Consider the following 23,220-nt stretch of genomic DNA (forward strand, 5'->3'; position numbering starts at 1 on the left):
GCGAGTGGGCCACCGTGTTCGGCGATGCGAAGATGACCACTGCGCTGCTGGACCGGCTCACGCATCATTGCCACATCCTGGAGACCGGCAACGACAGCTACCGCTTCAAGAACAGCTCCGCTCAACCCACACTGCCCAAGAAGGAGTCCAAAGCCAAGAAGTTATCCACAACGTGAGCCAGCTTGGCTCGAAAACGGGTGGGTCAACATTGGATGGAAAACCCGGGTCAGCTCTCCGTGGAACTCAACAGAATAGGCCGAGCGCGCTGATTGCGCCCAATGAGAACAGCCGTCGATTCATGCGATCCCCCTGTTGTCGCTTCTCAACTTAAGACGATGCATTGCCGGCGTCGCCAAGGTTGACCATTGCATGGGTTGGCCGTGCGAGCAATCCTCACGGTTGAGGGTGGTTTGTGGTGGGTGTTGGGATTGAGCGCTGCGGCTGCACCCTTCGACACGGGCCTTCGACAAGCTCAGTCCCTGCTCAGGGCGAGCGGGCAGGGCGACCCTTCAATCTGGCGGAGAGAGGCCAGCCCATTCCTGACCGCCTTCGTCCACTCTGCCTGTTCTTCACCCTGTGCAGCGAGCCATTGCAACGCTTCCCGCGAACGCAGTCGAGCACAACTGACCCGTGGTGTCTCTCACAGGCTGCGCGGCGACTCTGCGAGAAAGCGAGGAAAGATCAAGCACAGAGCCAGGATGCTCGGAAGTGGGACGAACAGTTTGAATTGGACCCACGCCGCCATCGGGGCCAGCAGCGCGATGGCGACATTGGCCACCGCCAATGCCAGGTAGACGCAGCAGTAAGCCCAACTGAAGCGGCGCCACTCGCTGGGCAGCAGGTCAAGTCGATGGCCCCAGATGAAATACAGCAGGCCAGGCCGGAAGATCTGAAGCGAAGCCGCCATGGTGCCTGCCAGAAGCGTGTAGACGATGGTCGGCTTCAACGTCACAAGCCTGAGCTCCTGGCCGAAATCCGAGACAGACATCCAAAGGACCAACGGCATGCCGACAAGCGTCTGCAGCACCAACACCCGCCAGAACAGGGAAGCGCCCAGCTTGAAGCCATGGGTGGGCTGGGTGGGGCCGACTGCGATGTCGGCCACGTGCGACTTTGGTGGTGCGTACGGATTGTTGTCGGTCATTGTCAGGGCGAGCGAGGGGTGGGGCGTCGCGTGGGCGAGGCCGTGGCTTTCATTTCCACGCCACCGCCTCCCTTGGCGATGTCGATCCACAGCAATGTATCGACATGCGAGACAAACCGCTCGAAGTATTCGGGCGACAGATCGCGCATCAAGGTCAGCGAGCGATGCACCAGGTGATGAGAGTTGAGCGGTCCGGCGTTCTCCGGCAATGCCGATTGGGATTGCGCCAGCCGTTGCTCGGCGCTCAGCTTCGACCAGGTGCGCCGCAGGTAGGGCAAGACTTCCAGCGCCGCCGGCGTGTCGACAGCCTGTGGGGCGCTCTTTGCCTTCGTGGTGGAGACCACCTCGGTCTTGCGCCCGATGCGATCCACCAGCACGCCCAGCGCGCCGCGCGGTGCGGCGCCTTCCTCGCGGTCGTCCATCGATGGCAACTGCGCGCTGCCGGTGCCATCGCCAAAGGCCGCCAGCAACTCCGCCAGCCGCTCGTCCAGCACCCGCCGCACCTCGCCCTCGTGCTGCGCAGCCCGCCGCGCCATCGATTCGATGACCGCAAACCGCACCGGATCCGCACGCTCCGCCCCACGCTCCCGCAGCGCTTCAATGGCCGATTCGATCCCCTCGCGCATCACCGCGCAACCGCCGCAGCGGCGTTCCCCCGCGCAGGCCGCGGCGCAGGCGCCATCTCCACCCGCCGATTCTTCGCCCGCCCCTCCGCATCCGAATTCGCCGCCACCGGCTGTTCGGATCCGAACGCCGCCGCAAACACCGACGAAGACGGCAGCCCTTCCTCGATCAGCGCCCGCGTCACCGTCAGCGCGCGCTGTGCAGACAACTCCCAGTTGTCCGCAAACTCCCGGTTCCCGCCGCGCACCTGCCGGTCGTCGGTGAACCCGCTGATCATCAGGATCTCGTCCCGCGCCTGCAGGTACGCGCCCAGCGGCGCCGCCAGGCTCTTCAGCAACTGCCGCCCCTCCGGCTGCAGCTCGGCCGAGTTGAACGCAAACAGCACGCTGCCGCTGATGCCGATGCGCCCGTGGTCCAGCGTCACGCGCCCCGCGGCCAGCGGCACCGCCAGCGCACGCTCCAGGGCCTGCCGGCGCTGCTCTTCCTGCTGGTGCTTGCGCACCTCGTCGTCCAGCTTCGTCGCCAGCTCCAGCTGCCCCGCAATCGCGCACAGCAGGATCAGCACGAAGGCGCCCAGCAGCCCCGACATCAAATCGCCGAACACCGCCCACACCGGCGTGCTCGCCTCCACGCCCACGTCGATGTCGTCCATCACCGCGCCGTCGCCGCTGCCGCCGCCGCCACGGCCACCGGGGCCGCTGCCGCCTTGCCCGAATGCCGCTGCAGGTCTTCGATGATCTGCTTCTGCGACAGGATGCTCAGGTCGATCACCTCGCGCGCCTGCGCCACGTAGTACGCCAGCTGCTCGTCGCTGCGCGCCATCGACTTGGCCAGCGCCCCGTCGATGCGCTCCAGCTGCGCCACCAGCTTGTCGTTCGATGTGCTGAACAGCTGCACCGCCACGCCGAAGGCATCGCCCAGGCTGGCCACCTCCACCGCGCTGCCCGTCACCTGCGCCGCCACCGTGGCCAGCTTGTCCGCCTGCATGTCCACCTGTTCGCTGAAGCGCTCGCCCACGCGGTCCAGCAGCGCGGCCGATTGGCCCACCATCGCATCGATCGCGCCGCGCTGCTCGGTGCTGGCCTGGTGCACCGCATCCAGCAGCGTGCCCAGCGTCTCCAGCATGCGGGCGCGTTCGTCCAGCAGCGTGTTGTCGCGCGCCATGCTGTCCGACAGCTTCTGCCGCAGCTCCACGATCACATCGGCCGCCGCGCGCGGGGCCTCGGCCGCCACCTGCAGCACGCGGGCGATCTCGCCGGCCGTCGCCTTGGCCTGCGCTTCGGCCTGCGCGGTGATGTCGCGCGCGGTGCGCTCCATCGTCTCGCCGATCTGCAGTTGYTGCGCCAGCGTCTGCGCGCCGGCCTGCTGCCATTCGCGCTGCAGCGTGCCGGCCATCGCCTCCATCGCCTGCGTCATCGCCGCCAGGCGCTGCTGCTCGCGGGCAGTCGATGCGGCATGCAGGTCGGCATGCGCCTGCTCCACCGTACGCAGCAGCGCCGTCGATTGCTGCCCGAAGGTGTCTGCCACGCGCGTGGCGCTGCCCTCGAAGCGCGTGGACAGCTCGGCCAGCTGCCGCTGCACCGTGTCGCCCAGCGCCGCATGCAGCGCGGCCGTTTCGCGCGTGATGCCGGCCATCGTGGCTTCCACCGCCGGGGCGATGGTGGCGCCGGCGATGCGGGCGCTGTCGGTCAGGCTCTGCTTGAGCGTGCGGTCGACCGACGAGGCCAGCGCAACGAAKGCCGCCTCGGCCCGTCCGTGGAACGTCTCCTGGCTCGCCAGCAGCCGCGCGTTCGAGGCCTCGGCCTGCTTCTCCATCGCCTGCATCATGGCCTGCAGGCCATCCACCAGCGCGGGCATCAGCTCGGCCTGGCGCTGCAGCAGCTTCAAGGATTCTTCGCGCTGGTGCGTGAGCGAGAACACGCGCAGCGTGGTTGCGATCTTCGTGTCCAGCGCCTGTGCCACCTGCAGGCGCTCGCGCCGGCTCAGCGCCGACAGCAGCCCCAGGGCCGCCGACGTGGCCACCCCGGCCACCGAGGTGCCGAACGCCAACCCCAGCCCCTGCACCGGCGCCACGAGCGACATGCGCACCGCCTGCAGGTCGGTCGCGCTCTGCAGCGCCGTGCCGGTGCCGCGCAGCGTCAGCACCATGCCCAAAAAGGTGCCCAGCATCCCCAGGATCACCAGCAGCCCCGCCAGGTAGGGCGCCATGGCCGGGCCGGGCAGGCCGGCGGGCTCGCCCTCGATGCGCCGGCGCACGGTGTTCTGCAGCGAAGGGTGCAGCCGATCCAGCCACGGGCGCAGGCCGGGCAGCGGCTCGGGGATGTCGGCCAGCGCCTGCGCCAGCGTGGCCGTGGCCTGGCGGAAGCGGTGCAGCTCCAGCGCCCCCATCAGGTAGAAGGCGGCGATGAGCGCCGTGATGGCCAGGGCCAGCGGGTTGTGGCCGATGTAGCCGGCGCCCACCCATCCCAGGGCGGCCAGGCCGCAGGCAAAGGCAGCGTGATGAAGGAATCTGTTCATGGTCAAGAGGGTGTCGGCCCGCGAAGGGCTTCGAGCAGCCCTTCGACCGGTTGCAATCTGAGGTCCAGTTCGGCGAGCAGCACCTCGCGCATGTCCTGGCTGAAGCTGGCAAGCCAGCCATCGGGGGCGGCCCGGCGCAGCCGCTCGAAGCGCTGCTCCAGCCACGAAGGCACCGTCGACAGCAGCACGCGTTCGCGCGCACCCACCACCTGGTCCATCACCGTGTCCAGCGAGGCCAGCCGCGCCATCGCGGGCGAGGCGCCGGCCAGCGTCGCGCGCACTCGGCGGCGCAGCGCCGGGATGGCCGCCTCCATCGCCTGCTGCCAGGCGGCGTAGCGCTGGCGGTGCGGCGCAAAGTCGTCCGCCGCGTCCAGCGCCGGCGATGCGGCCAGCTTGGCCAGCGCGGCGCGCACGCGGCGGTAGTCGCGGTCTTCGGCGCTGGCCGCGTTGCCCGCAGACGCGGCCGCAGGCAAGCCGGCCTGGGGCGTTGCCGCCGGGCCATCGAGTGCCGCAGACAGGGAGATCGCGTCCGTCCAGTCGAACCATCGACACAGGCCGTCCGCAAAGTTGTCGTTCGATGCGGGGGCGTGGACGTCGTCCAGCGCAGCAAGCAGGCGAATCAACGCCGAGCCGGTGAGGGGGGTGCGGCGCGGTGTTCGCGCCAGGCTGCCAGTCAAGGTACCAATCGGAAAAACCGCGGATTTTACTGCCTGCCACCCCGCCGGCCGAGCCCACCCCCCAGGTGCGGGCCCCGGCTGCCGTCACGCACAATCCCGCGATGCAACTCCAGCCGATCCGGCTCTCCCCCGGCACCGACCTGCGCCGCGCCCTCGAAGAGGCCGTGCAAGGCCAGGCCGTGGGCTCGGCCTTCGTCGTGGCCGGCATCGGCAGCCTGGTCGAGGCCAGGCTGCGCTTCGCGGGCGAGACCACCGAGGCCACGATCGCCGGGCCGCTGGAGGTGCTGAGCCTGTCCGGCAGCCTCACGCCCTCGGGCGCGCACCTGCACATGGCCGTCTCCGATGCCTCGGGCCGGGTCCATGGCGGCCATGCCGGCTACGGCAACGTGGTGCGCACCACGGCCGAGATCCTCGTGGCCTTCCTGCTCGATTGGCTGCTGTCGCGCGAGCTCGATGCCGCGACCGGCTTCAAGGAGCTGGTGGTGCGGCGGCGCTGACGACGAGCGCATCGTCCACGGCGCTGCGAAAGCCTCCCAGCGCATCGCGGTAGGCCTCCATGTGGCCGAGCACGTGCGGGTCGCGCGTCGCTTGCAGCATGGCGTCGACGTCGATGGCATCGCTCTCGAGCCCGACGTCGGTGCCCAGCCGTGCCAGCAGCCCCTCGCACAGCTGCGCCAGCGCCACCAGGCGCAGCCACAGGATGGGTTTGCTGTCGATGGAGAAGCCGGTGATGAGCCGCGGCAAGGGGTCGAGCGCGGACAGGCCCTTGCCGGCCGCGACCATGCTGGCGAACTCGTCGAACCTCAGCACGCGCGAAGGCGAGGTGGGCGTGTCCTGCACGATCAGGGCCGAGGCGATGATGGCCAGCACGTCGTAGAAGATGTGCTGCGTCTGCTGGCCCCAGTCTTCCTGCGGATGACCCAACGACACGCGGTGGCTGGACAAGGCCAGGAAGGCCTGGCGCTTGAACTTCAGCAGCACGCGCATCTCCGGGTCGACCGCGAAATCGGCGAACGCGATCTGCCGCTCGATGAGCTCGCCCACCGCCAGCACGCGGACCAGCCGGTACACGGTGCTCTGGCCGAAGTAGCCGCCCAGCGACATGTCGTAGCTGTACTTGCCGTCGCCGATGCGCGAGACGCGGTTGGCAAACTCGGCGGCGGCCACGAACAGCTGGAAGCGCAGCGGGCCCACGGCCAGGTACAGGCGCTTCTTCGCTTCGGCGCGGTAGTCGCGCTCGGCAGAGCGCTCGCCCAGGTAGTCGTCGAGTTCCTTCTTCCAGCGCGCTTCGCTCGCGAGCTTGGCGTCGCTGAGCATCTGGTCGAGCCCCGCCTTGTGGACGGCCAGCTTCTCGTTGATGCCGGCGTCGTAGTCTTTGAGGTCCTTGGAGAGCCGATGGTCGAGCAGCCGCTTGGTGAGGTATTGCGCGGCGGCGACGCTGAGCACGCCGGTCGCACTGAATGCCGCCAGCAGGGCGCGCACATCCAAGGTGATATCCATGCCTTCTCCGCGGCGGTCGTCGGTGGGCGACCGGCGGTGCAGCGTAACGCAGCGCGCGTGATCCGGCCTCAGTAGTACACCCACACCGTCACCGTCGCGACGACGGCGGCGTCGTACGTGGACGTGGCGGTGAAGACCAGCGGCACCGGTGAACTGAAGGCGCTGGTGGAGAAGGTGTCGACGAGGATGCGCGACGAGCTGAGCGAATCGAGCGTCACGCCGATGCCGCCGTAGTAGACCGTGGTGCCGCTGCCGCTGACCTCGGTGCCGCCGACGCTGAGCGACCACACGACGGGCTCGTTGGCATCGAGCTTCAGCGTGTCGCCGGCGTAGATCGAGATGGCCTGCGATTGGCCGGGGTGCACGTGCCCGCCGCTGATCGGTTGGCCCGACACCTCGATGCCGATGTCGAAGGTGACGTAGCCGTCGTCACCGCCGCCGCCGCAGGCGGTCAGCACGAGGGCAAGGCAGGCGGCGGCGGCAAGCCGCGGCAGGCTTCGGAGGGCATGCAGCATGGGGGAACCTGAAGTCGTTGACGCATCCCCAACGGGCCTTGCAGCCCGCGTGTTGACCGCGCGTGTGTAAAGATGTTCTGCACGACATCGAACGGATCGAGGGGCGAGGTCAATGCGAAACAAGTTGTGTGCGGCTGTCGTCGCGGTGGCCCTGTGCGGCAGCGCCGTGGCAACGAGCTCGGTCTCGTTCGAGGCACAAGGCTATGTGGTGGACATCGTCGTCGGCGGCGACAGCCGGCCCGCCATCGCCAGCCTCGGCATCGCCACGCCAAGCAGTGCGCGCAGCATCGCGATCCCGATGCGCCATCTCAAGGTCGAGGCCTTCGACACGGCGCAGAAGACGCTGCTGCTTCGCTTCGTGAACCCGGGCGACCCGGCGCTGCCTGCAGGTTTTGCCCTCACCGTGCGAGGCGACGACGGCGTGCTGCAGATCGACGGCAAGTCGATGGCGGGGCGCTTCTCGTGGGGGCAGTAACCCCGGATGCCAATCCGGGTTTCAATGATCAAGATTGATGACGCGCACGCTACGGCGCGTTGAAGCCGCGCGCCATTGCGCGCATCATCGGCAAGTTGCTCCCTCGACCCGCCTGCCCGTGACAACTTCCGGTGCCTTCCTTCGCCGCGCCGTGCTCTTGGCCTGCGCGCTGCTGCTGTCTGCCTGCGCGTCCAAGCCCGCCGCGCCCGGCACCCCGAAGCTGGCGCTCGTGATCGGCAATGCCGCCTACGAGAACGCACCGGTCCTGCGCAACCCCATCAACGACGCCAGCGACATGTGCGCTTCGCTGGGCAAGCTCGGCTTCAGGACGCTGTGCCACACCAACGTGCGCAACCACGACGAGTTCGAGGCCCTGGTCAAGGGCTATGTCGACCAACTGGGGCCGAATACCGTGGGCGTGTTCTTCTACTCCGGCCATGGCGTGCAGGCGAACGGTGCCAACTTCCTGGTCCCGACCCAGGCGACGGTCAAGGCAGCAACCGAGGACCCGCGGGGGGTGCTCTACAGCATCGACAACCTCGTCAAGAGCCTGGGGCAGAAGCCGGCCAGGTTCCAGTTGATCATCCTCGACGCCTGCCGCACCGACCTGTTCGCTTCGAGCCCGCGGACGTCCGCGCCCTCGACTCTCGTTCGCTCGCTCGAGACCGTGGCCCGGGCGAGCTATGGCCTCGCGGCGATCCAGGATGCGCCGCCTCGCACGACGGTGTTCTACGCCACCGCCTCGAGGGAAGCCGCCTCCGACGGTGCCGGGCGCAATGGGGCGTTCACCAAGCACATCGTCCGCAACATCGGTGCCCCCGGCGTGACGGTCGAACAGTTCATGAAGCAGGTGACCGCCGGCGTCGTCGACGAGACCGAGCGCCTGGGCAAACTCCAGAGGCCCTACTCGTATTCGTCGTTCAGCGGCGAGTTCTGCTTCGTCACCTGTCCCGAGTCGCGCCCACCCCCGGGGCCCATCCTGCCGCCCGTCAACTGACGAGCGATGCGCGATCAGAACGTCGCGATGACGCCCAGCGTGAAGCCCTGGGTCGTGTCCTGGCCGTCCTGCCCCTGGAAAGCATCCTTCGAACTCATGACCTGCATGCGGTAGCCGCCGGTGAAGGTCCAGCGCTTGGCCAGCAGCCCGTCGCTGTCCAACGCATACGCCAGGCCCGCTTCGGTCAGCCGGTAGTTCGCCTTGTAGGAGACCGTGTCCCCGGCCGGCGTCTTCAGGCGTCCCACGCCCACGGTGCCGTACAAGGACCACGCGCCGCTGAGCGCGGCGGTGCCGGTGGCGCCGACCAGCGGGCCGGAGGGGCGGTAGCGGTTCTCGCCGCCGAACTGCGTGACCTGCTTGTAGCCCAGCGTCAGCGACAGGCCGGGCAGCACGGCATAGCCGAGGTTGAGGTCGTACTCCTTGCGCGGGCCGTTGCTGTCGTCGGAGAACGAGTACTGCGTCGACGGGAAGGCGCTGATGGACCCCGAGAAGTCGCCGTAGCGCACGCTGAGGATGGCGATCGACACCAGCTTGTTGGTGGCCGAGACCTGCCTCAGTCCGGTGTTCCTTGTGCCGCCTGCGCCGTCCGGCTCGGTGATGTAGTTGAACGTCGTCCATTCGGTGTACCAGGCGCGCACGCCGACCGAGACGCTGACGCCCGAGTCCTGTGCCAGCAYCGCACCCCCCTGGCACAGGGCCAGCGCGACGAACCAATGCTTGTTCATTCCCGTCCTCCGTCGAGTCTTGCTCGGTTCAACATAGTCGAAGGATCGCGCGCTGAACAGCGTTGGCGCTGCATCACTCTTGGGGTAGCGGCACCGATGCCGGGCCGCTACAGTCCGCGGGATGAAAGACCTGACGCTGTCCATCGTCGGCGTGCTGGCCATGGCGCTGTGCTTCGGCCTGGCGTTCCACTGGCTCTACCCGCTCGTCGACCTGACCGGCGAGCTGGCCGGCCTGTTCGTCTTCGTGGCGCTGGTGCTGAAGCTGGTGGTGGGCAAGCTGTGGTCGCTGCGGCGCAAGCCGGCGCCGCCGGCCGATGCAGGGGCCGACAAATGATGCGGTGGCGTGCGGCGTGCCTCGCGCTGGCCCTGGCGCTCGGCGCCTGCCAATCGGAACCCGTCAAGCCCGGCACCGAGCCGCCCAGCAAGGGCTTCCCGACCACCCCCGAGGTGCGCGAAAGCGTGTACCTGCCGGTGGACCGCACGACCCCGCCGCCCGCCGACTACGGCCTGTACACCGTGCTGCTGACGCGCACCGCGAACCGCTCGACGCTGCGCCTGCTGTCCGACCTGTTCGTCACCACCGATGCGGCGGGCGAGGCGGCGATGCCGCGCGAGAACCTGAACCTGATCATGATCCCGGTGAAGGGCCGGGCCGAGGCGGCGCGTGCGCTGGCGCCGGCGCGCAACCAGGCCGAGGCCACCGCCAATGCGCTGATGCAGCGCTTCTACGATTTCGGGCAGGCGGCGCGGCTGACGGCCAGCGTGTGCCGCCCCGAGCGGGGGGCGGCGGTCATGAAGGTCTGTGGTTCGGCCGCGTCCGAGGGGCCGCTGCTCGTGACCACGCGCTTGCCGCTGGACGCTGCCGTGGGGCAGCCGATGCTGGTGGTGAACCTGTCGAACACACCGCCCGATGCGATGCGAGAGGTGCTGGCCGCCTACCGGCGACAGATCACGAGCAAGGATCCTCTGTCGGGTGACGAAATCAACACCTGGCGGCTGCGCTTCCTGAACCGCGTGCTCGATGCGGCGCAGATGCTGCCGTGGATCAGCAAGGCCTATGCTTCGGGGACCAAGTGACGACTCGCGCCCCATGCACGCCATCCCCTCGCCAACCACTCACCTTCGCATCTCCACCGACCGCACCGAGCTGGACCTGCCGCTGATCCACCGCTTCCTGAGCGAGCAATCCACCTGGGCCAGGGGCATTCCGATGGAGACGCTGCGCCGCGGCATCGAGAACTCGCTGTGCTTCGGCGGCTTTGTCGGCGCGAGCCAGGTCGCCTTCGCACGGGTCATCTCTGACTACGCGACCTTCGCCAACCTGGTCGACGTCTTCGTGTTGCCCGAGCACCGCGGCCACGGCTTCGCGCGAGGGCTGATGCAAGCCATCGCAGCGCACCCCCAGCTGCAAGGGCTGCGCCGCTTCACGCTGGCCACCAGCGACGCGCACGGGCTGTACGAGCGGTTCGGGTTCACGGCCCCCGCCAGGCCGCTGAGCCTGATGGAACGCTACGATCCCAGCATCTACACCAGGGCTCGCTGAGCCTGTCGACATGAGTTCCACCTTTGCTCGCACCGCGGCCGTCGCCGCGCTCGTCGCACTGGCCGCTGCCTGCATCGGTTGCTCGCAATCCGGCGAGTTCAGTGCCGCGCTCGGAGAACACCTGCACAAGAACCATCCGCTCGAAGTCGATCTCGCGACCGTCCAGCCCACCGCCGCGTGGGACGAGCTGTTCATCTTCGGTCCCTACTCGATCCGCGAGCAGTCCTGCCGCACCCTCGGCCTGGGCGGGCTCGAATGCAGGCTGACGATGCCGGCGCAGGTGTCGGAAGGCGAGCACGTGCTGGTGTTCAGGCTCGCCGGGCGCGTGCAGCGAACCGAGCGGCATGCGCGCTTGAACGGCGACTTCCACGGCCACCCGCAGCCTGTCGCGCGATCGGCCGCCAGGTTCGCGGTGGTGCCGACGCCCGACCTCCTGCCCGACGGCCGGCGCTGGTGGCGGCTCGAGCACAAGCCCCAGTCGTAGGCAGCGCGGGGCCACGGCATACTCGCTTCCTTCCCCACCCTGGAGCTTCCCGATGCACCTCGACGTCTGGCTCGCCTTCGTGGCGGCAACCGTCATCCTGCTCGTCATGCCGGGCCCGACCACGCTGGCCATCATCAGCTACTCGGTGGCCAACGGCCGGCGCGCCAAGCTGCCGCTGATGGCGGCCATCGCGCTGGGCGATTCGACGGGGCTGGGCGTCTCGCTGCTCGGCCTGGGGGCGCTGCTTGCGGCATCCGCCTTCTGGTTCACGGCCGTCAAGTGGGCGGGCGGGCTGTACCTGATCTACCTCGGCGTCCGGATGCTGCGCGCCGGGGTGTCGCCGGCCGAACTGGCCGCGGTCAACGGGCCGGTGTCGCGCTGGCGCATCTTCGCCAACACCTACCTGGTGACTGCGCTTAATCCGAAGGGCATCGTCTTCTTCGTGGCCTTCCTGCCGCAGTTCATCAGCCCCGACCTGCCGGCGCACCCGCAGATGTGGATGCTGGCCGCCACCTTCGTCACGTTGTCGGCGACGACGGCCACGGTGTACACGCTGTTCGCGTCGGCCGCACGCGACTTCGTCTCGTCGGCGGCGGCACAGCGCCGCTTCAACCTGGCGGGCGGCTCGCTGCTCTCGGTGGCCGGCGTGTGGGCCTTGTTCGCCAAGCGTTCTGCCTAGAACGGCGCCGACAGATCCTCGGCCTGTTGCGCGCCACCGTCGAGCGCCATCAGTTGCTCCTGCAGCTGCGCGACCTGCCGGCGCAGGGCCGCGTTGTCCGCGCTGAGGGCAGCCACGCGCTCGCGCAGCGACTCGACGGTGTCTTCGGTCCCGGCCGATGCCGGTGATGCGTCGGTGGCCTCCGGTGCCGCCGGCCTGCGCTTCGCCTCGCGTGCGCGCTTGGCGGCCTGCTTCAGTTCGTCCTTGCCGGCCGACGCGGCAGCGGCCTGCTCCTCGGCCGGCAGGCTGGCCACCGCCGCCGCGGCGTTGATCGAGATCGTGCCGGCCTTGACGGCCGCGACCAGCTCCGGCGCCGCCTGCTTCTGGATCTTCTCGATCAGCACCACCTGGCTGCTGCTCAGGCGCGCCGCCTTGGCAACGGCTTCGCGCGTGTCCAGCGGGGCCGGCGCGGCGACGGGCGTGGCTTGGGCCTCGGCCGCTGCAGGGGCCGGGACCGTGGCGGCCCGGGTGCGCCGCTCGGCGACGATCTCGCGCTTGCGCAGCGCCAGCACGCCGCGCTGGTAGTCGGAGATGCTGCGCCGGCCCAGGTGCTGGTCGATCATCCACAGGTGCACGTCCTCGATGGACTGGAAGCGCGTGTTCTGCACCGTCTGGAACGGCAGGCCGTGCTTGCGGCAGATGCCGTAGCGGTTGTGGCCGTCGACCAGCACGTCGCCCCACAGCACCAGTGCATCGCGGCAGCCTTCGGCCAGGATGCTGCGCTCCAGCGCGTCGTGTTCATCCGCGGTCAACGGGTCGATGTAGGCCTTGAGTTCTTCGTTGACGACGACGTCCATGGGCACGGGATCCGGGGTGATGCAAGAGGGCGCGCATTGTAGGCAATGCGATGGCGTGGACGCCCGGGGGGGGCCGGCCGACAATGGCGCGGACACGTGGAATCACATCGGGAGCGAGAGCCGTGGAGTTTCTGGAAATTCCTGCCGAGTTGCTGGCGTTCGCGCTGATCTGGACGGCGCTGGCGCGCGTCGCCGGCAGGCCGCAATGACGAGACCTCACGGGCTTCAGCCCCCGCCCCGGCCGCTCGGCGATGAGCGGAAGCTGCTCGTCCTCGATCTCGACGAAACCCTCGTGCACGCCAGCGAGTTCGAGCTGCCGCGGCAGGCGCATTTCAGGGTCGGCCCGTACCACGTCTACGAGCGGCCTCACGTCCATGCGTTCATCGCGCACGTGCGGCAGAGATTCCGCGTCGGCGTCTGGACGTCGTCCGGCGCGCAATACGCCGCCCAGGTGGTCGACCACCTGTTCCCGAAGGATGCGTTGGAGTTCGTCTGGACAAGCCAGCGCTGCACCACCACCCGCGACTGGATCAGCGGGGGCTACCAGACGATCAAGAAGCTGGAGAAGCTCAAGGCCAAGGGCTACCGGCTCGAATCCATCGTCGCGGTCGATGACACGCCTGCAAAGTACGCGCGCAGCTTCGGGAACCTCGTCACCGTCAGCGAATTCACGGGTGACGAAAGCGACGACGAGTTGCTCGCGCTCATGCGCTACCTCGACCACCTGGCGGAAGTGCCCAATGTCCGCGCGGTCGAGAAGCGCGGATGGAGGCGGGCGGTCAGCGATCCAGGCCAGGCGCCCAGGGAAAGCGTCGCCCCGCCATGCTGAAAGGCGCCGCCTCGCTCATCCTCTGGACGGCAGCCGGCTGCTTCGCCGCGCCGGCGACGGAAAGCGGGTGCACGTCCAGCCGGTCGGTCGAGTACGAGCCCACGCGTGTCGAACTGGCCGGTCGCGTGTTCGTCGCCCGTTCCCGGCATCCGAATGGCACCCGGCTTACCTACCCGGTGCTGCGCTTGCACCAGCCCATCGCCGTGGCGGGCGAGGTCGGCCCGAAGAACCCTGTCAACGTGCCCGAGACCTGCATCTTCGAGGTGCAGCTGTTTGCATCGAACCCCCAACTCGACAAGAAGCTGGTCTCGCTCAAGTCGCGCGGCGCGGTGGTCCGCGGGACGCTGTTCCATGGCCACACGGCATGGCACAGCCGCAAGATCATGATGAACGTGACCGAGTTCGAGGTGTCCGGCCCGGCGCGCTGACGGCTAGAGCCAGGCCCACACCTTGCGCAGCCAGGAAGGCATCGTGCGACGCGGCGGGCAGTAGTTCTGGCGCATGGGGTTCATGGTGTCGAGGCTCCTGGCGGTGCGTGGTCGACCCGCTCGCCATTCACATAGGCGACGTCGTCGACCACTTCGATGAGCATCGAGCCGAACCGGCTTTCCCAAACGTAGCGCAGCACGCCTGCGGTGGCCAGCGGCAGCGCCACCTGGGGCGAGTCTTCCCGCAAACGGAGAATCTCGGGGAGCAGCGGCGCGTTCATCGGTCGTCTCGATACTGTATGAATGTACAGTATAGACGAGCGCGCCGCCTTGTCCAGGCCCCGCAGGGGCACGTGCATCGGGTCGGGTGTCGACAGGTCGATCAGTCGTTCATGCACGTCGGTTGGAAAAAATTCCTGGATGAATGCAGTTGGGGCTCGACTCAACTCAGGGTAAACCCTCAACCATCCGGCGTGCCAGGGGTCTCGTCGGCGCGGTCCGTCTCCCGATCCGTGCCCTCCCGTTACGCCGCCGCGGTCGACAGCTCGTGCACGTGGATCACCGGGTGCCTGTCGTCATAGAAGGCCAGTCGGCCCTTCAGCGCAGCATGCTCGTCGTACGGATCCTCGTACGACCACACCGCGTCCTCCAGCTGGCGCTTGCCCTGGGTGATGCTGTAGTACGTGGCCACGCCCTTGAACGGGCAGCGCGAGCTGCTTTCGGTGCGGTCGAGCTTGGCGACGCAGACGTCGTTGCGTGGAAAGTAATAGCGCGGCGGCATGCCGTCCTCGTCGACGCGGATCACGTCGGCCGATTCGGCGATCACTTCGCCGTCCAGCGTGGCGCGCACCTTGTTCGGCACCCGCGATTCGCGCACGTGGTGCTCGGGATGCTGTTGATGTCCGGGTGACTTGCCCATGGCGGAGTTTCCTTTCTTCATCGGGGGCCGCCGGAAGCCGCGGCCTGCCCGGAAAACGGGCAATCGAGGGGCCCGCGGGTTCCTACAATGCGGCCCCATCCCCTTGCTGCGAGACCGCCATGCCCGTCAACCTGAACGCCCCCGATCCCCAGGCCCTGCACCCCGTTCCCGGCGTCAAGCTGGGCATCGCGATGGCCGGCGTGCGCAAGGCCAACCGGCGCGACCTGACGGTCATCACGCTGGCCGAAGGCTCGCAGGTGGCGGGCGTCTTCACCAGCAACCGCTTCTGCGCGGCGCCGGTGCAGCTGTGCCGCAAGCACCTGGCCAGCAACACCGGGCCGCGCGCGCTGGTGATCAACACCGGCAATGCGAATGCCGGCACCGGCGAAGACGGCCTGGTGCGCGCGTTCTCCACCTGCGTCGCGCTGGCGCGCCACCTCGAGCTGGCACCCGAGCAGGTACTGCCGTTCTCGACCGGTGTGATCATGGAGCCGCTGCCGGTCGAGCGCATCGAGGCCGGCCTGCCGGCGGCGCTGGCCGACCTGAAGGAAGACAACTGGGGCGTCGCGGCCGAGGCCATCATGACGACCGACACCTTGCCGAAGGCGGCGTCGCGCCAGCTGCGGATCGGCGGCAAGACGGTGACGGTGACCGGCATCAGCAAGGGCGCCGGCATGATCCGCCCGAACATGGCGACGATGCTGAGCTTCCTGGCCACCGATGCGGCGATCGCGCCGGCGCTGATGCAGTCGCTGGCTCGCGAGGCGGCCGACCTGTCGTTCAACCGCATCACGATCGACGGCGACACCTCGACCAACGACTCGTTCGTCGTCGTCGCCACCGGCCAGGCCGGGCATGCGCCGATCACGAGCTTCGCGAGCGGCGACGGCGCGGCGCTGCGCGAGGCGATCGTCGCGGTGGCGCAGCAGCTGGCGCAGGCCATCGTGCGCGACGGCGAAGGTGCGACCAAGTTCATCACGGTGCAGGTGGATGCCGGCGGCACCCTGGCCGAATGCCAGCAGGTGGCCTATGCGATCGCGCATTCGCCGCTGGTGAAGACGGCGTTCTTCGCGAGCGACCCGAACCTGGGCCGCATCCTGGCCGCGGTGGGCTATGCCGGCATCGCCGACCTCGACCAGACGAAGATCGACCTGTTCCTCGACGACGTRCATGTCGCGAAGCAGGGCGGGCGCAACCCCAGCTACCGCGAGGAAGACGGGGCGCGCGTGATGAAGCAGAGCGAGATCACGGTGCGGGTGGTGTTGAACCGCGGCAATGCCTCGGCCACCGTCTGGACCTGCGACCTCAGCTACGACTACGTCAAGATCAACGCCGATTACAGAAGTTGATCCCCGGATTGGCATCCGGGATCCCCGTCAGCTGCGGCGCTCCGGCAACGTGAAAAAGAACGTCGCCCCCTGGTCCTTTGCCGCCTGCACCCAGATTTCGCCGCCGTGCTTCTGGATCACCCGGCGCACGATCGCCAGCCCGACGCCCGTGCCAGGGAAATCCGACTCGCGGTGCAGGCGCCGGAACGGTTCGAACAGCTGCTGCACATAGGCCATGTCGAAGCCGGCGCCGTTGTCGCGCACGAAGAAGACGGTGCGCCCATCCTCCTCCGGTTCGACACCGAACTCGATCTTCGCGTCGTCGCGCCGGCCGGTGAACTTCCAGGCGTTCGACAACAGGTTCTCCAGCGCCAGCCGCAGCAGCCCGACATCGCCCACCGCCATCAGCGCCTGGTCGATGACCGGTTGCACCTTGCGGTGCGGCGCCGTCGCCTGCAGCGTGTTGAGGATGTCGCGCGCCATCGCGCCGATGTGCACCGGCTGCATCCGCACCTCGGAGCGCGTCACCTTCGACAGGCTCAGCATGTCGTCGATCACCGTGTTCATGCGCAGCGCCGCGACCCGGATGTTCTGCGCGAACAGCAGGGCCTGCCCCTGCAGCGCCGGCTGCACGTCGGCCAGCAGCATGTCGCCATAGCCCTGCACCGCGCGCAGCGGCGCCCGCAGGTCGTGCGACACCGAGTAGGTGAAGGCCTCGAGCTCGCTGTTGGCCGCCTGCAACTCGGCGGTGCGCTGCAGCACCCGGCGCTCCAGGTTGTCGACCAGCGCGACGTTCTCCAGCGCCAGCGAGGTGCAGTCGGCCAGCGCCTGGATCAGCTCCACCTCGTCGAGCGTGGCCTCGTGCGGCGTCGCCCAGTAGTTGCCGATCGCGCCGATCGGCGCCTTGGAGCGGATCGGCACCATCACCAGGCTCTTCACGAAGGTCGGCCGGTAGGCATCGTGCGGGATGCGCGGGTCCTGGTAGATGTCGGGCACGACCGTGGCCTCGCGGTTCAACATCGCCCAGCCGCTGATGCACGACGACAGCGGGAAGCGGCTGCCCTTCCACAGCGGGCCGATCGCGTCCTCGTCGACGTAGTGGCAGTGCTCGCCTTCGCGCATCACGATGGTGGCGCCGTCGGCGTTGTTCAGCCGCCGGGCGCCTTGCCGCACGATGCGCAGGATCGCGTCGACGCTGCGCGCGAGCGACAGCTCCTTCACCAGCTCGACCAGCAGCGCGCGCCCGCGCGTCAGCGCCGCCATGCGCTCGGCCTCGCGCGCGTCCTGCAGCCGGCGCAGCGCGCTCGGCAGGCGGAACAGCTGGTCTTTCGGGACGTAGTCGGTGGCGCCGGCCTCCAGGCAGTGCTCGGCCCAGCGCGGGTCGGCATTGCCGCTGACGAAGATGAAGGGCACGCCGGGGCGGCGCTGGCGGGCGACTTCGAGGGCCTTCAGGCCCTGGATGCCCGGCACCTGGTTGTCGGACAGGATGGCGTCGAAGCGGGCGTTCTCCATCGCGGCGTAGAACTGCTCGCTCGAGCTGGCGGTGACCCAGGTGGGCGCCAGGTCGAGCTTGGCGAATTCGCGGCGCAGCAGGACGACATCGAACGTGTCGTCCTCCAGGTGAAGGATCTGCAAGCTCTGCATCAATGCACCTCCGTGTGCTCGCCCCAGGATTTGCGCGGTTTCGCCGCTGCATGACGGCCTGGTAACCGGGTCATCTTAGCGAAGCCCTGCAAGCCTTGCGCCATTCGGGGCCAAGCTTTCGCGTGGTGCTTTCCCGCAATTGCCACATGGCGTGCGTCAGATGCAGCAGGGGGTTGCAGTTCCGGGCAGGCGGCTGGTAGCCTCCCGGCCCTGCCGCATGAAGAACGAAACGAGGGAGATCCGATGAGCCGCTGGCTGCAAGGCCCGCTGGGCAGCCAGCTCGGCAGCCTGCTGCGCGCCTGGCGCGCGCGCTTCGCGCTGCCGGCCGGCGACCTGCTGCACGACGCCACCTACCGCCGCCTCTGGACCTCGATCCTGATCAGCTCGTTCGGCGGCCAGGTCACGATGCTTGCGCTGCCGCTGACGGCGGCGGTGCTGCTGCACGCGTCGCCCACGCAGATGGGCCTGCTGACGATGATGGAGACGCTGCCCTTCGTGCTGTTCTCGCTGCCGGCCGGGGTCTGGCTCGACCGGGTGCGCAAGCTGCCGATCTACGTGCTGGGCGAGACCAGCCTGGCCTTCGTCGTCGCGAGCGTGCCCTTCGCGTGGTGGATGGGCTGGCTGACGATGCAGTGGATGTACGTGGTCGGCTTCGTGATCGGCACCGTCTACACCACCGCCGGCACGGCGGCGCAGATCGTGCTGACCCAGGTGGTGGCGCGCGAGCGCCTGGTCGAGGCGCATGCCAAGAACGCGCTGGCCACCTCGGGCGCCGAAGTCGCCGGCCCTGGCTTGGCCGGGGCGCTGATCAAGCTGGTGGGGGCGCCGCTCGCGCTGCTGGTCGACGCGGTGCTGCTGCTGCTGTCGGCCGGCATCCTGCGCGGCATCCGCATCCACGAGCAGCGCAAGCCGCGCGCCGACGCGCATTTCTGGCGCGATCTGAAGACCGGCGTGCGCTTCGTCGCCAGCCAGCGCCTGCTGGTCTCGCTGGCCACCGCGGTCGGCCTGTGGCAGATGTGCCACCACGCGGCGCTGGTGGTGCAGATCCTGTTCGCGACCCGCACGCTGGGCCTGAGCGAGCAGGCGGTGGGGCTGAGCTACATGGGCATGGGCGCCGGCACCATCCTGGCCAGCGTCTACGGCAACCGCATCAGCAAGCGCTACGGCCCCGGGCCGTGCCTGGTGCTGGGCTTCTTGATCTGCGGCGTCGGCTGGCTGGTGCTGGCGGCGGCGCCGGCCAATGCATGGGGCGTGGCGGCCTTCGCGGCGATGCTGCTGTGCTTCTCGGCCGGCGCGGTGCTGATCTTCATCAACTTCCTGGCGCTGCGCCAGGCGGTGACGCCCGAGCCGCTGCTGGGCCGCATGACGAGCACGATGCGCTGGCTGATCCTGATCCCGGCCGGCCCGGGGGCGCTGCTGGGCGGCTGGCTGGGTGAGCACATCGGGCTGCGCGCGGCGCTGGTCTTTGCGGGGGGCGCGGCGCTGCTGGTGGCGGCGGTGGCGGGGCGGCACCCGGTGATCCGCAACGTGCGCGAGCTGCCGAAGCTGGAGAACGTCGAGGACTGGATGGGGGCGGAGGCGGATGTGCGGCCCGGCCCGTCAGTCGTGGATGGCGCTGCCGGGTGAGAAGCGGTTGACGGCGTCGGTGATGATGCCGTCGATCCCGAGCCCGACCAGGCGGCGCGCCTCGGCCGGGTCGTTCACCGTGTAGACCAGCGCCCGCAACCCGGCGGCATGCACCCGCCCGATCACCGCCGCATCGATCAGCCCGTAGTGCGTGACCACCGCGACACACCCCAGCGCCTGCGCCTCCTCGAGCCACCCGCTGCGCAGGCCGTCGAGCAGCAACGCCCGCGGCAGCTCAGGCGCGCCGTCGCGTGCCGCCGCCAGCGCATCCGGCTTGAACGAGCTGAGCAGCGGCAACACCGCTTCGCCGGCCCACAGGCGCGCCGCCTCGCGGGCGACGACGCGGCCGGTCTCGGCCTCGTCGCCGGGCGTCGGCTTGATCTCGATGTTCAGCGCGAAGCCGTTGCGCAGGCAGTAGTGGGCGATCGCGTCGAAGCTCGGGATCGGCTCGCCGGCAAAGCCGCGGCTGTGCCAGCCGCCGGCGTCGATGCGCGACAGCTGGGCCCAGGAGCGGTCCGACGCGCGGCCGCGTTCGGGCGTGGTGCGCTGCAGCGTCGCGTCGTGGAGCAGGAAGGGCACGCCGTCGGCGCTGAGCTTGACGTCGCATTCGAACGCGCGGTAGCCGTGGCCGGCGCCGACGCGGAAGGCGGCCAGCGTGTTCTCGGGCGCCAGCAGGCCGGCCCCTCGATGAGCGACCCACAGCGGGTACGGCCAAGCCTTCATGCCGTGACCCGCTTGCCGCTGGCCGCGTCGAACCAGTGCAGGTGCTGCGGCGACGGCTTCAGGTGCAGCGTGCTGCCGGTGGCCGGCGGCGTCAGCGTGCCGTCGATGCGCAGCGTGAAGGCATGGTCGGCGACGCGGCCGTGCACCAGGCGTTCGGCACCCAGCATCTCGACCATCTCGATCGCGAGCGGCCAGCCGCCGTCGTGCGCGATCTCGGCATGGCCCAGGTGCTCGGGGCGCACGCCGAGGATCAGGTCGCCGTCGCGCGGGGCGGGGGCGGGCAGCGGCAGGTCGATGCCACCGAAGCTGAAGTGCGTGCCCTGGGCGCGGCCGGTCAACAGGTTCATCGGCGGCGAGCCGATGAAGCTCGCGACGAAGGTGGTGGCCGGGCGCGCGTAGACCTCTTCCGGCGTGCCGATCTGTTCCATGTGGCCGGCGTTCATCACGATCATGCGCTGCGCCAGCGTCATCGCCTCGACCTGGTCGTGGGTGACGAACAGCGAGGTGACGCCCAGTTCGGCATGCAGCTTGCGGATCTCGAGCCGGGTCTGGCCGCGCAGCTTGGCGTCCAGGTTGGACAGCGGCTCGTCGAACAGGAACACCTGCGGCTGGCGCACGATGGCGCGGCCCATCGCGACGCGCTGGCGCTGGCCGCCCGACAGCTCGCGCGGCTTGCGCTGCAGCAGCGCGCCGAGTTCGAGGATCTTCGCGGCCTTGTCGACGCGTGTCTTGATGTCGGCCACCGGCACCTTGGCGATCTTCAGCCCGTAGGCCATGTTGTCGAACACGCTCATGTGCGGGTAGAGCGCGTAGTTCTGGAACACCATCGCGATGTCGCGCTCGGACGGCTCGACGTCGTTGACGACGCGCCCGCCGATGCAGATCTCGCCGCCGGACACTTCTTCGAGCCCGGCCACCATGCGCAGCAGCGTGCTCTTGCCGCAGCCGGACGGGCCGACGATGACGATGAACTCGCCGTCGGCGATCTCGGCATTGACGCCGTGGATGACCTGGTTGGCCTTCGGGCCGATGCCGTAGCGCTTGACGACGTTCTTGAGGGAGATGGCTGCCATGGATGTTTACTTCTCGGTATCGACCAGGCCCTTGACGAACCAGCGCTGCATCAGGATCACGACGATGGCGGGCGGCAGCATGGCCATGATGGCGGTGGCCATCACGATGTTCCATTCGTTGCCCGAGTCGCCGCCGGCGATCATCATGCGGATGCCGACCACGACCGGGTACATCTGCTCGCCGGTGGTGGCGATCAGCGGCCACAGGTACTGGTTCCAGCCGTAGATGAACTGGATGACGAAGAGCGCCGCGATCGAGGTCTTCGACAGCGGCAGCAGGATGTCCTTGAAGAAGCGCATCGGGCCGGCGCCGTCGATGCGCGCGGCTTCGACGAGTTCGTCGGGGACGGTGAGGAAGAACTGGCGGAACAGGAAGGTCGCGGTGGCCGACGCGATCAGCGGCACCGTCAGGCCCGCATAGGTGTTGAGCAGGCCGAGGTCGGAGACCACCTTGTAGGTCGGGCTGATGCGCACCTCGACCGGCAGCATCAGCGTGACGAAGATGGCCCAGAACACCAGCCCGCGCAGCGGGAAGCGGAAGTAGACCAGCGCGAAGGCCGACAGCAGCGAGATCGCGATCTTGCCGAAGGTGATGACGAGGGCGGTGACGAGGCTGACCCACATCATGCGGGCCACCGGGGCGTTCGAGCCGGCGCCGCCGCCGTGGCCGGTGAGGGCGGCGACGTAGTTCTCCCAGAAGTGCCCGCCGGGCACCAGCGGCATCGGCGCCTGCAGGATGGCCTGCGAGGTGTGCGTCGACGCGACGAAGGCGAGGTACAGCGGGAAGGCGACGATCAGCACGCCGAGGATCATCACGGCGTGGGCGAGGATGCCCAGGGTGGCGCGGCGCTCAACCATGGTGGCTTCCGATCGTTCGTTCGCCCTGGACTGGAACCCGCGAGCCGTTCGCCCTGAGCTTGTCGAAGGGCCTGCGTACATCGAGCCGAGGCTTCGACAGGCTCAGCCCGAACGGGCTTTTGCTCCGAACGGGTGCGGTGCGAGGGGCTTCGACAGGCTCGGCCCGAACGGAGGAGGGGGCCAACATCAGTACTGCACCTTCTTTTCGACGTAGCGGAATTGCAGGACGGTGAGGGTGACGACGATCAGCATCAGCACCACCGACTGCGCGGCCGACCCGCCCAGGTCGCCGCCCTTGAAGCCATCCTGGTACACCTTGTAGACCAGGATCGCGGTGTCGCGCCCCGGCCCGCCGTGCGTGGTGGCATCGATGATCGCGAAGGTGTCGAAGAAGGCGTACACCATGTTGATCACCAGCAGGAAGAAGGTGGTCGGCGACAGCAGCGGGAACTGGATGGTCCAGAAGCGGCGCCACGGCCGCGCGCCGTCGATGGCCGCGGCCTCGATCAGCGATTTCGGGATCGACTGCAGCCCCGCCAGGAAGAACAGGAAGTTGTACGAGATCTGCTTCCAGATCGCCGCGGTGACGATCAGCGTCATCGCATGCGTGCTGTTGAGCAGGTGGTTCCACTGGAAGCCGAAGAAGCGGTCGAGCCCGAAGGCGACCACGCCCAGCGACGGCGAGAACATGAACACCCACAGCACGCCCGCCACCGCCGGCGCCACCGCGTAGGGCACGATCAGCATGGTCTTGTAGAACAGCGCGCCGCGCACCACGCGGTCGGCGAAGATCGCCAGCATCAGCGACAGCGCGATGCCCAGCACCGCCACCAGCACCGAGAAGACCGCGGTGACCTTGAAGGATTCGAGGTAGGCGGAATCGGTGAACAGCGTCTTGAAGTTCTCCAGCCCCACCCATTCGGTCGACAGCCCGAAGCTGTCCTGCACCTGCATGGATTGCAGCAGCGCCTGCGCGGCCGGCCAGAAGAAGAAGACGGCGCAGATCGCCAGCTGGGGCGCCACCAGCATCCACGGCAAGACCTGCGAATCGAAACGTACGCGCTTTTCCATAAGCC

29 protein-coding genes are annotated in these 23,220 nt (G+C 68.7%); 13 read left to right on the forward strand and 16 right to left on the reverse strand.

Translation table 11 applies throughout. From position 1 onward, the window contains the following. On the forward strand, positions 1-176 hold a 176-nt coding region (locus AC1DYN_RS17125), incomplete at its 5' end, for an ATP-binding protein (protein WP_477957883.1). A 464-nt stretch (positions 177-640) separates the two neighbouring features. On the opposite strand, the gene AC1DYN_RS17130 is transcribed toward AC1DYN_RS17125, so the two are convergent. The 5 genes from AC1DYN_RS17130 to AC1DYN_RS17150 are packed head-to-tail and all read right to left on the reverse strand — an operon-like array spanning position 641 to position 4,962. Next, a complete protein-coding gene (locus AC1DYN_RS17130; RefSeq protein ID WP_477961643.1) occupies positions 641-1,144 on the reverse strand; it encodes a septation protein IspZ in 504 nt (167 codons plus the stop codon). Between the two features lie 2 nt (positions 1,145-1,146). Then, on the reverse strand, positions 1,147-1,770 hold the full coding sequence (locus AC1DYN_RS17135) for a DUF2894 domain-containing protein (protein ID WP_477961645.1): 624 nt from the start codon (positions 1,768-1,770) through the stop codon (positions 1,147-1,149). Further along, on the reverse strand, positions 1,770-2,420 hold the full coding sequence (locus AC1DYN_RS17140; RefSeq protein WP_477961647.1) for an OmpA family protein: 651 nt from the start codon (positions 2,418-2,420) through the stop codon (positions 1,770-1,772). Before AC1DYN_RS17140 ends, AC1DYN_RS17135 begins: the two co-directional genes overlap by 1 nt. Beyond that, positions 2,420-4,285 carry a coiled-coil domain-containing protein gene (locus AC1DYN_RS17145; RefSeq protein ID WP_477961649.1) on the reverse strand — a complete coding sequence of 622 codons (1,866 nt, stop codon included), beginning with the start codon at positions 4,283-4,285 and terminating at the stop codon, positions 2,420-2,422. Before AC1DYN_RS17145 ends, AC1DYN_RS17140 begins: the two co-directional genes overlap by 1 nt. Positions 4,286-4,287: 2 nt before the next feature. Further along, positions 4,288-4,962 carry a DUF3348 domain-containing protein gene (locus AC1DYN_RS17150; protein WP_477961651.1) on the reverse strand — a complete coding sequence of 225 codons (675 nt, stop codon included), beginning with the start codon at positions 4,960-4,962 and terminating at the stop codon, positions 4,288-4,290. Positions 4,963-5,063: 101 nt separating this feature from the next. Here AC1DYN_RS17150 and AC1DYN_RS17155 point away from each other — a divergent pair, with 101 nt between their 5' ends. Then, entirely contained in the window at positions 5,064-5,459 is a 396-nt protein-coding gene (locus AC1DYN_RS17155; RefSeq protein ID WP_477961652.1) for a PPC domain-containing DNA-binding protein, read from the forward strand. Here the strand turns inward: AC1DYN_RS17155 and AC1DYN_RS17160 are convergent. Beyond that, complete coding sequence (locus AC1DYN_RS17160; protein ID WP_477961654.1) at positions 5,431-6,462, reverse strand: hypothetical protein; 1,032 nt, start codon at positions 6,460-6,462, stop codon at positions 5,431-5,433. The genes AC1DYN_RS17155 and AC1DYN_RS17160 overlap by 29 nt on opposite strands. A 68-nt stretch (positions 6,463-6,530) precedes the next feature. After that, positions 6,531-6,977 (reverse strand): hypothetical protein, encoded by a 447-nt coding sequence (locus AC1DYN_RS17165; protein WP_477961656.1) that lies wholly within the window; start codon positions 6,975-6,977, stop codon positions 6,531-6,533. A 112-nt stretch (positions 6,978-7,089) separates the two neighbouring features. Between AC1DYN_RS17165 and AC1DYN_RS17170 the strand changes: the two genes are divergently transcribed. Further along, entirely contained in the window at positions 7,090-7,452 is a 363-nt protein-coding gene (locus AC1DYN_RS17170; RefSeq protein WP_477961658.1) for a hypothetical protein, read from the forward strand. A 37-nt stretch (positions 7,453-7,489) separates the two neighbouring features. Next, positions 7,490-8,449 (forward strand): caspase family protein, encoded by a 960-nt coding sequence (locus tag AC1DYN_RS17175; RefSeq protein ID WP_477961659.1) that lies wholly within the window; start codon positions 7,490-7,492, stop codon positions 8,447-8,449. A gap of 14 nt (positions 8,450-8,463) precedes the next feature. On the opposite strand, the gene AC1DYN_RS17180 is transcribed toward AC1DYN_RS17175, so the two are convergent. Continuing rightward, positions 8,464-9,174, reverse strand: a complete 711-nt coding sequence (locus AC1DYN_RS17180; RefSeq protein WP_477961660.1) for a hypothetical protein — start codon at positions 9,172-9,174, stop codon at positions 8,464-8,466. A gap of 121 nt (positions 9,175-9,295) precedes the next feature. Here AC1DYN_RS17180 and AC1DYN_RS17185 point away from each other — a divergent pair, with 121 nt between their 5' ends. From AC1DYN_RS17185 to AC1DYN_RS17205, 5 genes are read left to right on the forward strand one after another with little or no spacing between them, the layout of a single operon-like run. After that, positions 9,296-9,508 (forward strand): hypothetical protein, encoded by a 213-nt coding sequence (locus tag AC1DYN_RS17185; RefSeq protein WP_477961662.1) that lies wholly within the window; start codon positions 9,296-9,298, stop codon positions 9,506-9,508. Continuing rightward, positions 9,505-10,251: a hypothetical protein gene (locus AC1DYN_RS17190; RefSeq protein WP_477961664.1), complete on the forward strand. Its 747-nt coding sequence runs from the start codon at positions 9,505-9,507 to the stop codon at positions 10,249-10,251. The genes AC1DYN_RS17185 and AC1DYN_RS17190 overlap by 4 nt, the downstream gene beginning before the upstream one ends. Before the next feature lie 13 nt (positions 10,252-10,264). Next, complete coding sequence (locus tag AC1DYN_RS17195) at positions 10,265-10,717, forward strand: GNAT family N-acetyltransferase (RefSeq protein WP_477961666.1); 453 nt, start codon at positions 10,265-10,267, stop codon at positions 10,715-10,717. Between the two features lie 10 nt (positions 10,718-10,727). Then, positions 10,728-11,201, forward strand: coding sequence for a hypothetical protein (locus AC1DYN_RS17200; RefSeq protein ID WP_477961668.1), 474 nt, complete (start codon positions 10,728-10,730; stop codon positions 11,199-11,201). 52 nt (positions 11,202-11,253) lie between these two features. Then, positions 11,254-11,880: a LysE family translocator gene (locus AC1DYN_RS17205; protein WP_477961670.1), complete on the forward strand. Its 627-nt coding sequence runs from the start codon at positions 11,254-11,256 to the stop codon at positions 11,878-11,880. Here AC1DYN_RS17205 and AC1DYN_RS17210 read toward each other — a convergent pair. Continuing rightward, positions 11,877-12,716: a ParB N-terminal domain-containing protein gene (locus AC1DYN_RS17210; protein WP_477961672.1), complete on the reverse strand. Its 840-nt coding sequence runs from the start codon at positions 12,714-12,716 to the stop codon at positions 11,877-11,879. The two genes, AC1DYN_RS17205 and AC1DYN_RS17210, sit on opposite strands and share 4 nt — an antisense overlap. 205 nt (positions 12,717-12,921) lie before the next feature. On the opposite strand from AC1DYN_RS17210, the gene AC1DYN_RS17215 reads away from it, so the two are divergent. Next, on the forward strand, positions 12,922-13,545 hold the full coding sequence (locus AC1DYN_RS17215) for an NIF family HAD-type phosphatase (protein ID WP_477961674.1): 624 nt from the start codon (positions 12,922-12,924) through the stop codon (positions 13,543-13,545). After that, positions 13,539-13,973: a DUF4431 domain-containing protein gene (locus AC1DYN_RS17220; RefSeq protein WP_477961676.1), complete on the forward strand. Its 435-nt coding sequence runs from the start codon at positions 13,539-13,541 to the stop codon at positions 13,971-13,973. The genes AC1DYN_RS17215 and AC1DYN_RS17220 overlap by 7 nt, the downstream gene beginning before the upstream one ends. A gap of 80 nt (positions 13,974-14,053) precedes the next feature. On the opposite strand, the gene AC1DYN_RS17225 is transcribed toward AC1DYN_RS17220, so the two are convergent. Both AC1DYN_RS17225 and AC1DYN_RS17230 read right to left on the reverse strand, forming a co-directional pair. Then, positions 14,054-14,254 carry a hypothetical protein gene (locus AC1DYN_RS17225; protein WP_477961677.1) on the reverse strand — a complete coding sequence of 67 codons (201 nt, stop codon included), beginning with the start codon at positions 14,252-14,254 and terminating at the stop codon, positions 14,054-14,056. Between the two features lie 242 nt (positions 14,255-14,496). Continuing rightward, entirely contained in the window at positions 14,497-14,892 is a 396-nt protein-coding gene (locus tag AC1DYN_RS17230; RefSeq protein WP_477961679.1) for a DUF427 domain-containing protein, read from the reverse strand. A gap of 119 nt (positions 14,893-15,011) precedes the next feature. On the opposite strand from AC1DYN_RS17230, the gene argJ reads away from it, so the two are divergent. Continuing rightward, positions 15,012-16,241 (forward strand): bifunctional glutamate N-acetyltransferase/amino-acid acetyltransferase ArgJ, encoded by a 1,230-nt coding sequence (gene argJ / locus AC1DYN_RS17235; RefSeq protein WP_477961681.1) that lies wholly within the window; start codon positions 15,012-15,014, stop codon positions 16,239-16,241. Positions 16,242-16,268: 27 nt separating this feature from the next. Here argJ and AC1DYN_RS17240 read toward each other — a convergent pair whose 3' ends face one another. After that, a complete protein-coding gene (locus tag AC1DYN_RS17240; RefSeq protein ID WP_477961683.1) occupies positions 16,269-17,864 on the reverse strand; it encodes a sensor histidine kinase in 1,596 nt (531 codons plus the stop codon). Between the two features lie 243 nt (positions 17,865-18,107). Here AC1DYN_RS17240 and AC1DYN_RS17245 point away from each other — a divergent pair, with 243 nt between their 5' ends. Continuing rightward, the gene (locus AC1DYN_RS17245) at positions 18,108-19,490 is read left to right on the forward strand and encodes an MFS transporter (protein ID WP_477961685.1); all 1,383 of its coding nucleotides are present in this window, start codon (positions 18,108-18,110) and stop codon (positions 19,488-19,490) included. Here AC1DYN_RS17245 and ugpQ read toward each other — a convergent pair. From ugpQ to ugpA, 4 genes are all read right to left on the reverse strand, one after another. Then, on the reverse strand, positions 19,464-20,213 hold the full coding sequence (gene ugpQ, locus AC1DYN_RS17250; RefSeq protein ID WP_477961688.1) for a glycerophosphodiester phosphodiesterase: 750 nt from the start codon (positions 20,211-20,213) through the stop codon (positions 19,464-19,466). The two genes, AC1DYN_RS17245 and ugpQ, sit on opposite strands and share 27 nt — an antisense overlap. Continuing rightward, on the reverse strand, positions 20,210-21,286 hold the full coding sequence (locus tag AC1DYN_RS17255; RefSeq protein WP_477961690.1) for a sn-glycerol-3-phosphate import ATP-binding protein UgpC: 1,077 nt from the start codon (positions 21,284-21,286) through the stop codon (positions 20,210-20,212). Before AC1DYN_RS17255 ends, ugpQ begins: the two co-directional genes overlap by 4 nt. A gap of 6 nt (positions 21,287-21,292) precedes the next feature. Continuing rightward, positions 21,293-22,144: a sn-glycerol-3-phosphate ABC transporter permease UgpE gene (gene ugpE / locus AC1DYN_RS17260; protein ID WP_477961692.1), complete on the reverse strand. Its 852-nt coding sequence runs from the start codon at positions 22,142-22,144 to the stop codon at positions 21,293-21,295. A 186-nt stretch (positions 22,145-22,330) separates the two neighbouring features. Further along, on the reverse strand, positions 22,331-23,215 hold the full coding sequence (gene ugpA / locus AC1DYN_RS17265) for a sn-glycerol-3-phosphate ABC transporter permease UgpA (RefSeq protein ID WP_477961694.1): 885 nt from the start codon (positions 23,213-23,215) through the stop codon (positions 22,331-22,333). Between the last annotated feature and the right edge of the window lie 5 nt (positions 23,216-23,220).

The sequence above is a fragment of the Rhizobacter sp. P2_D12 genome (assembly GCF_056404395.1).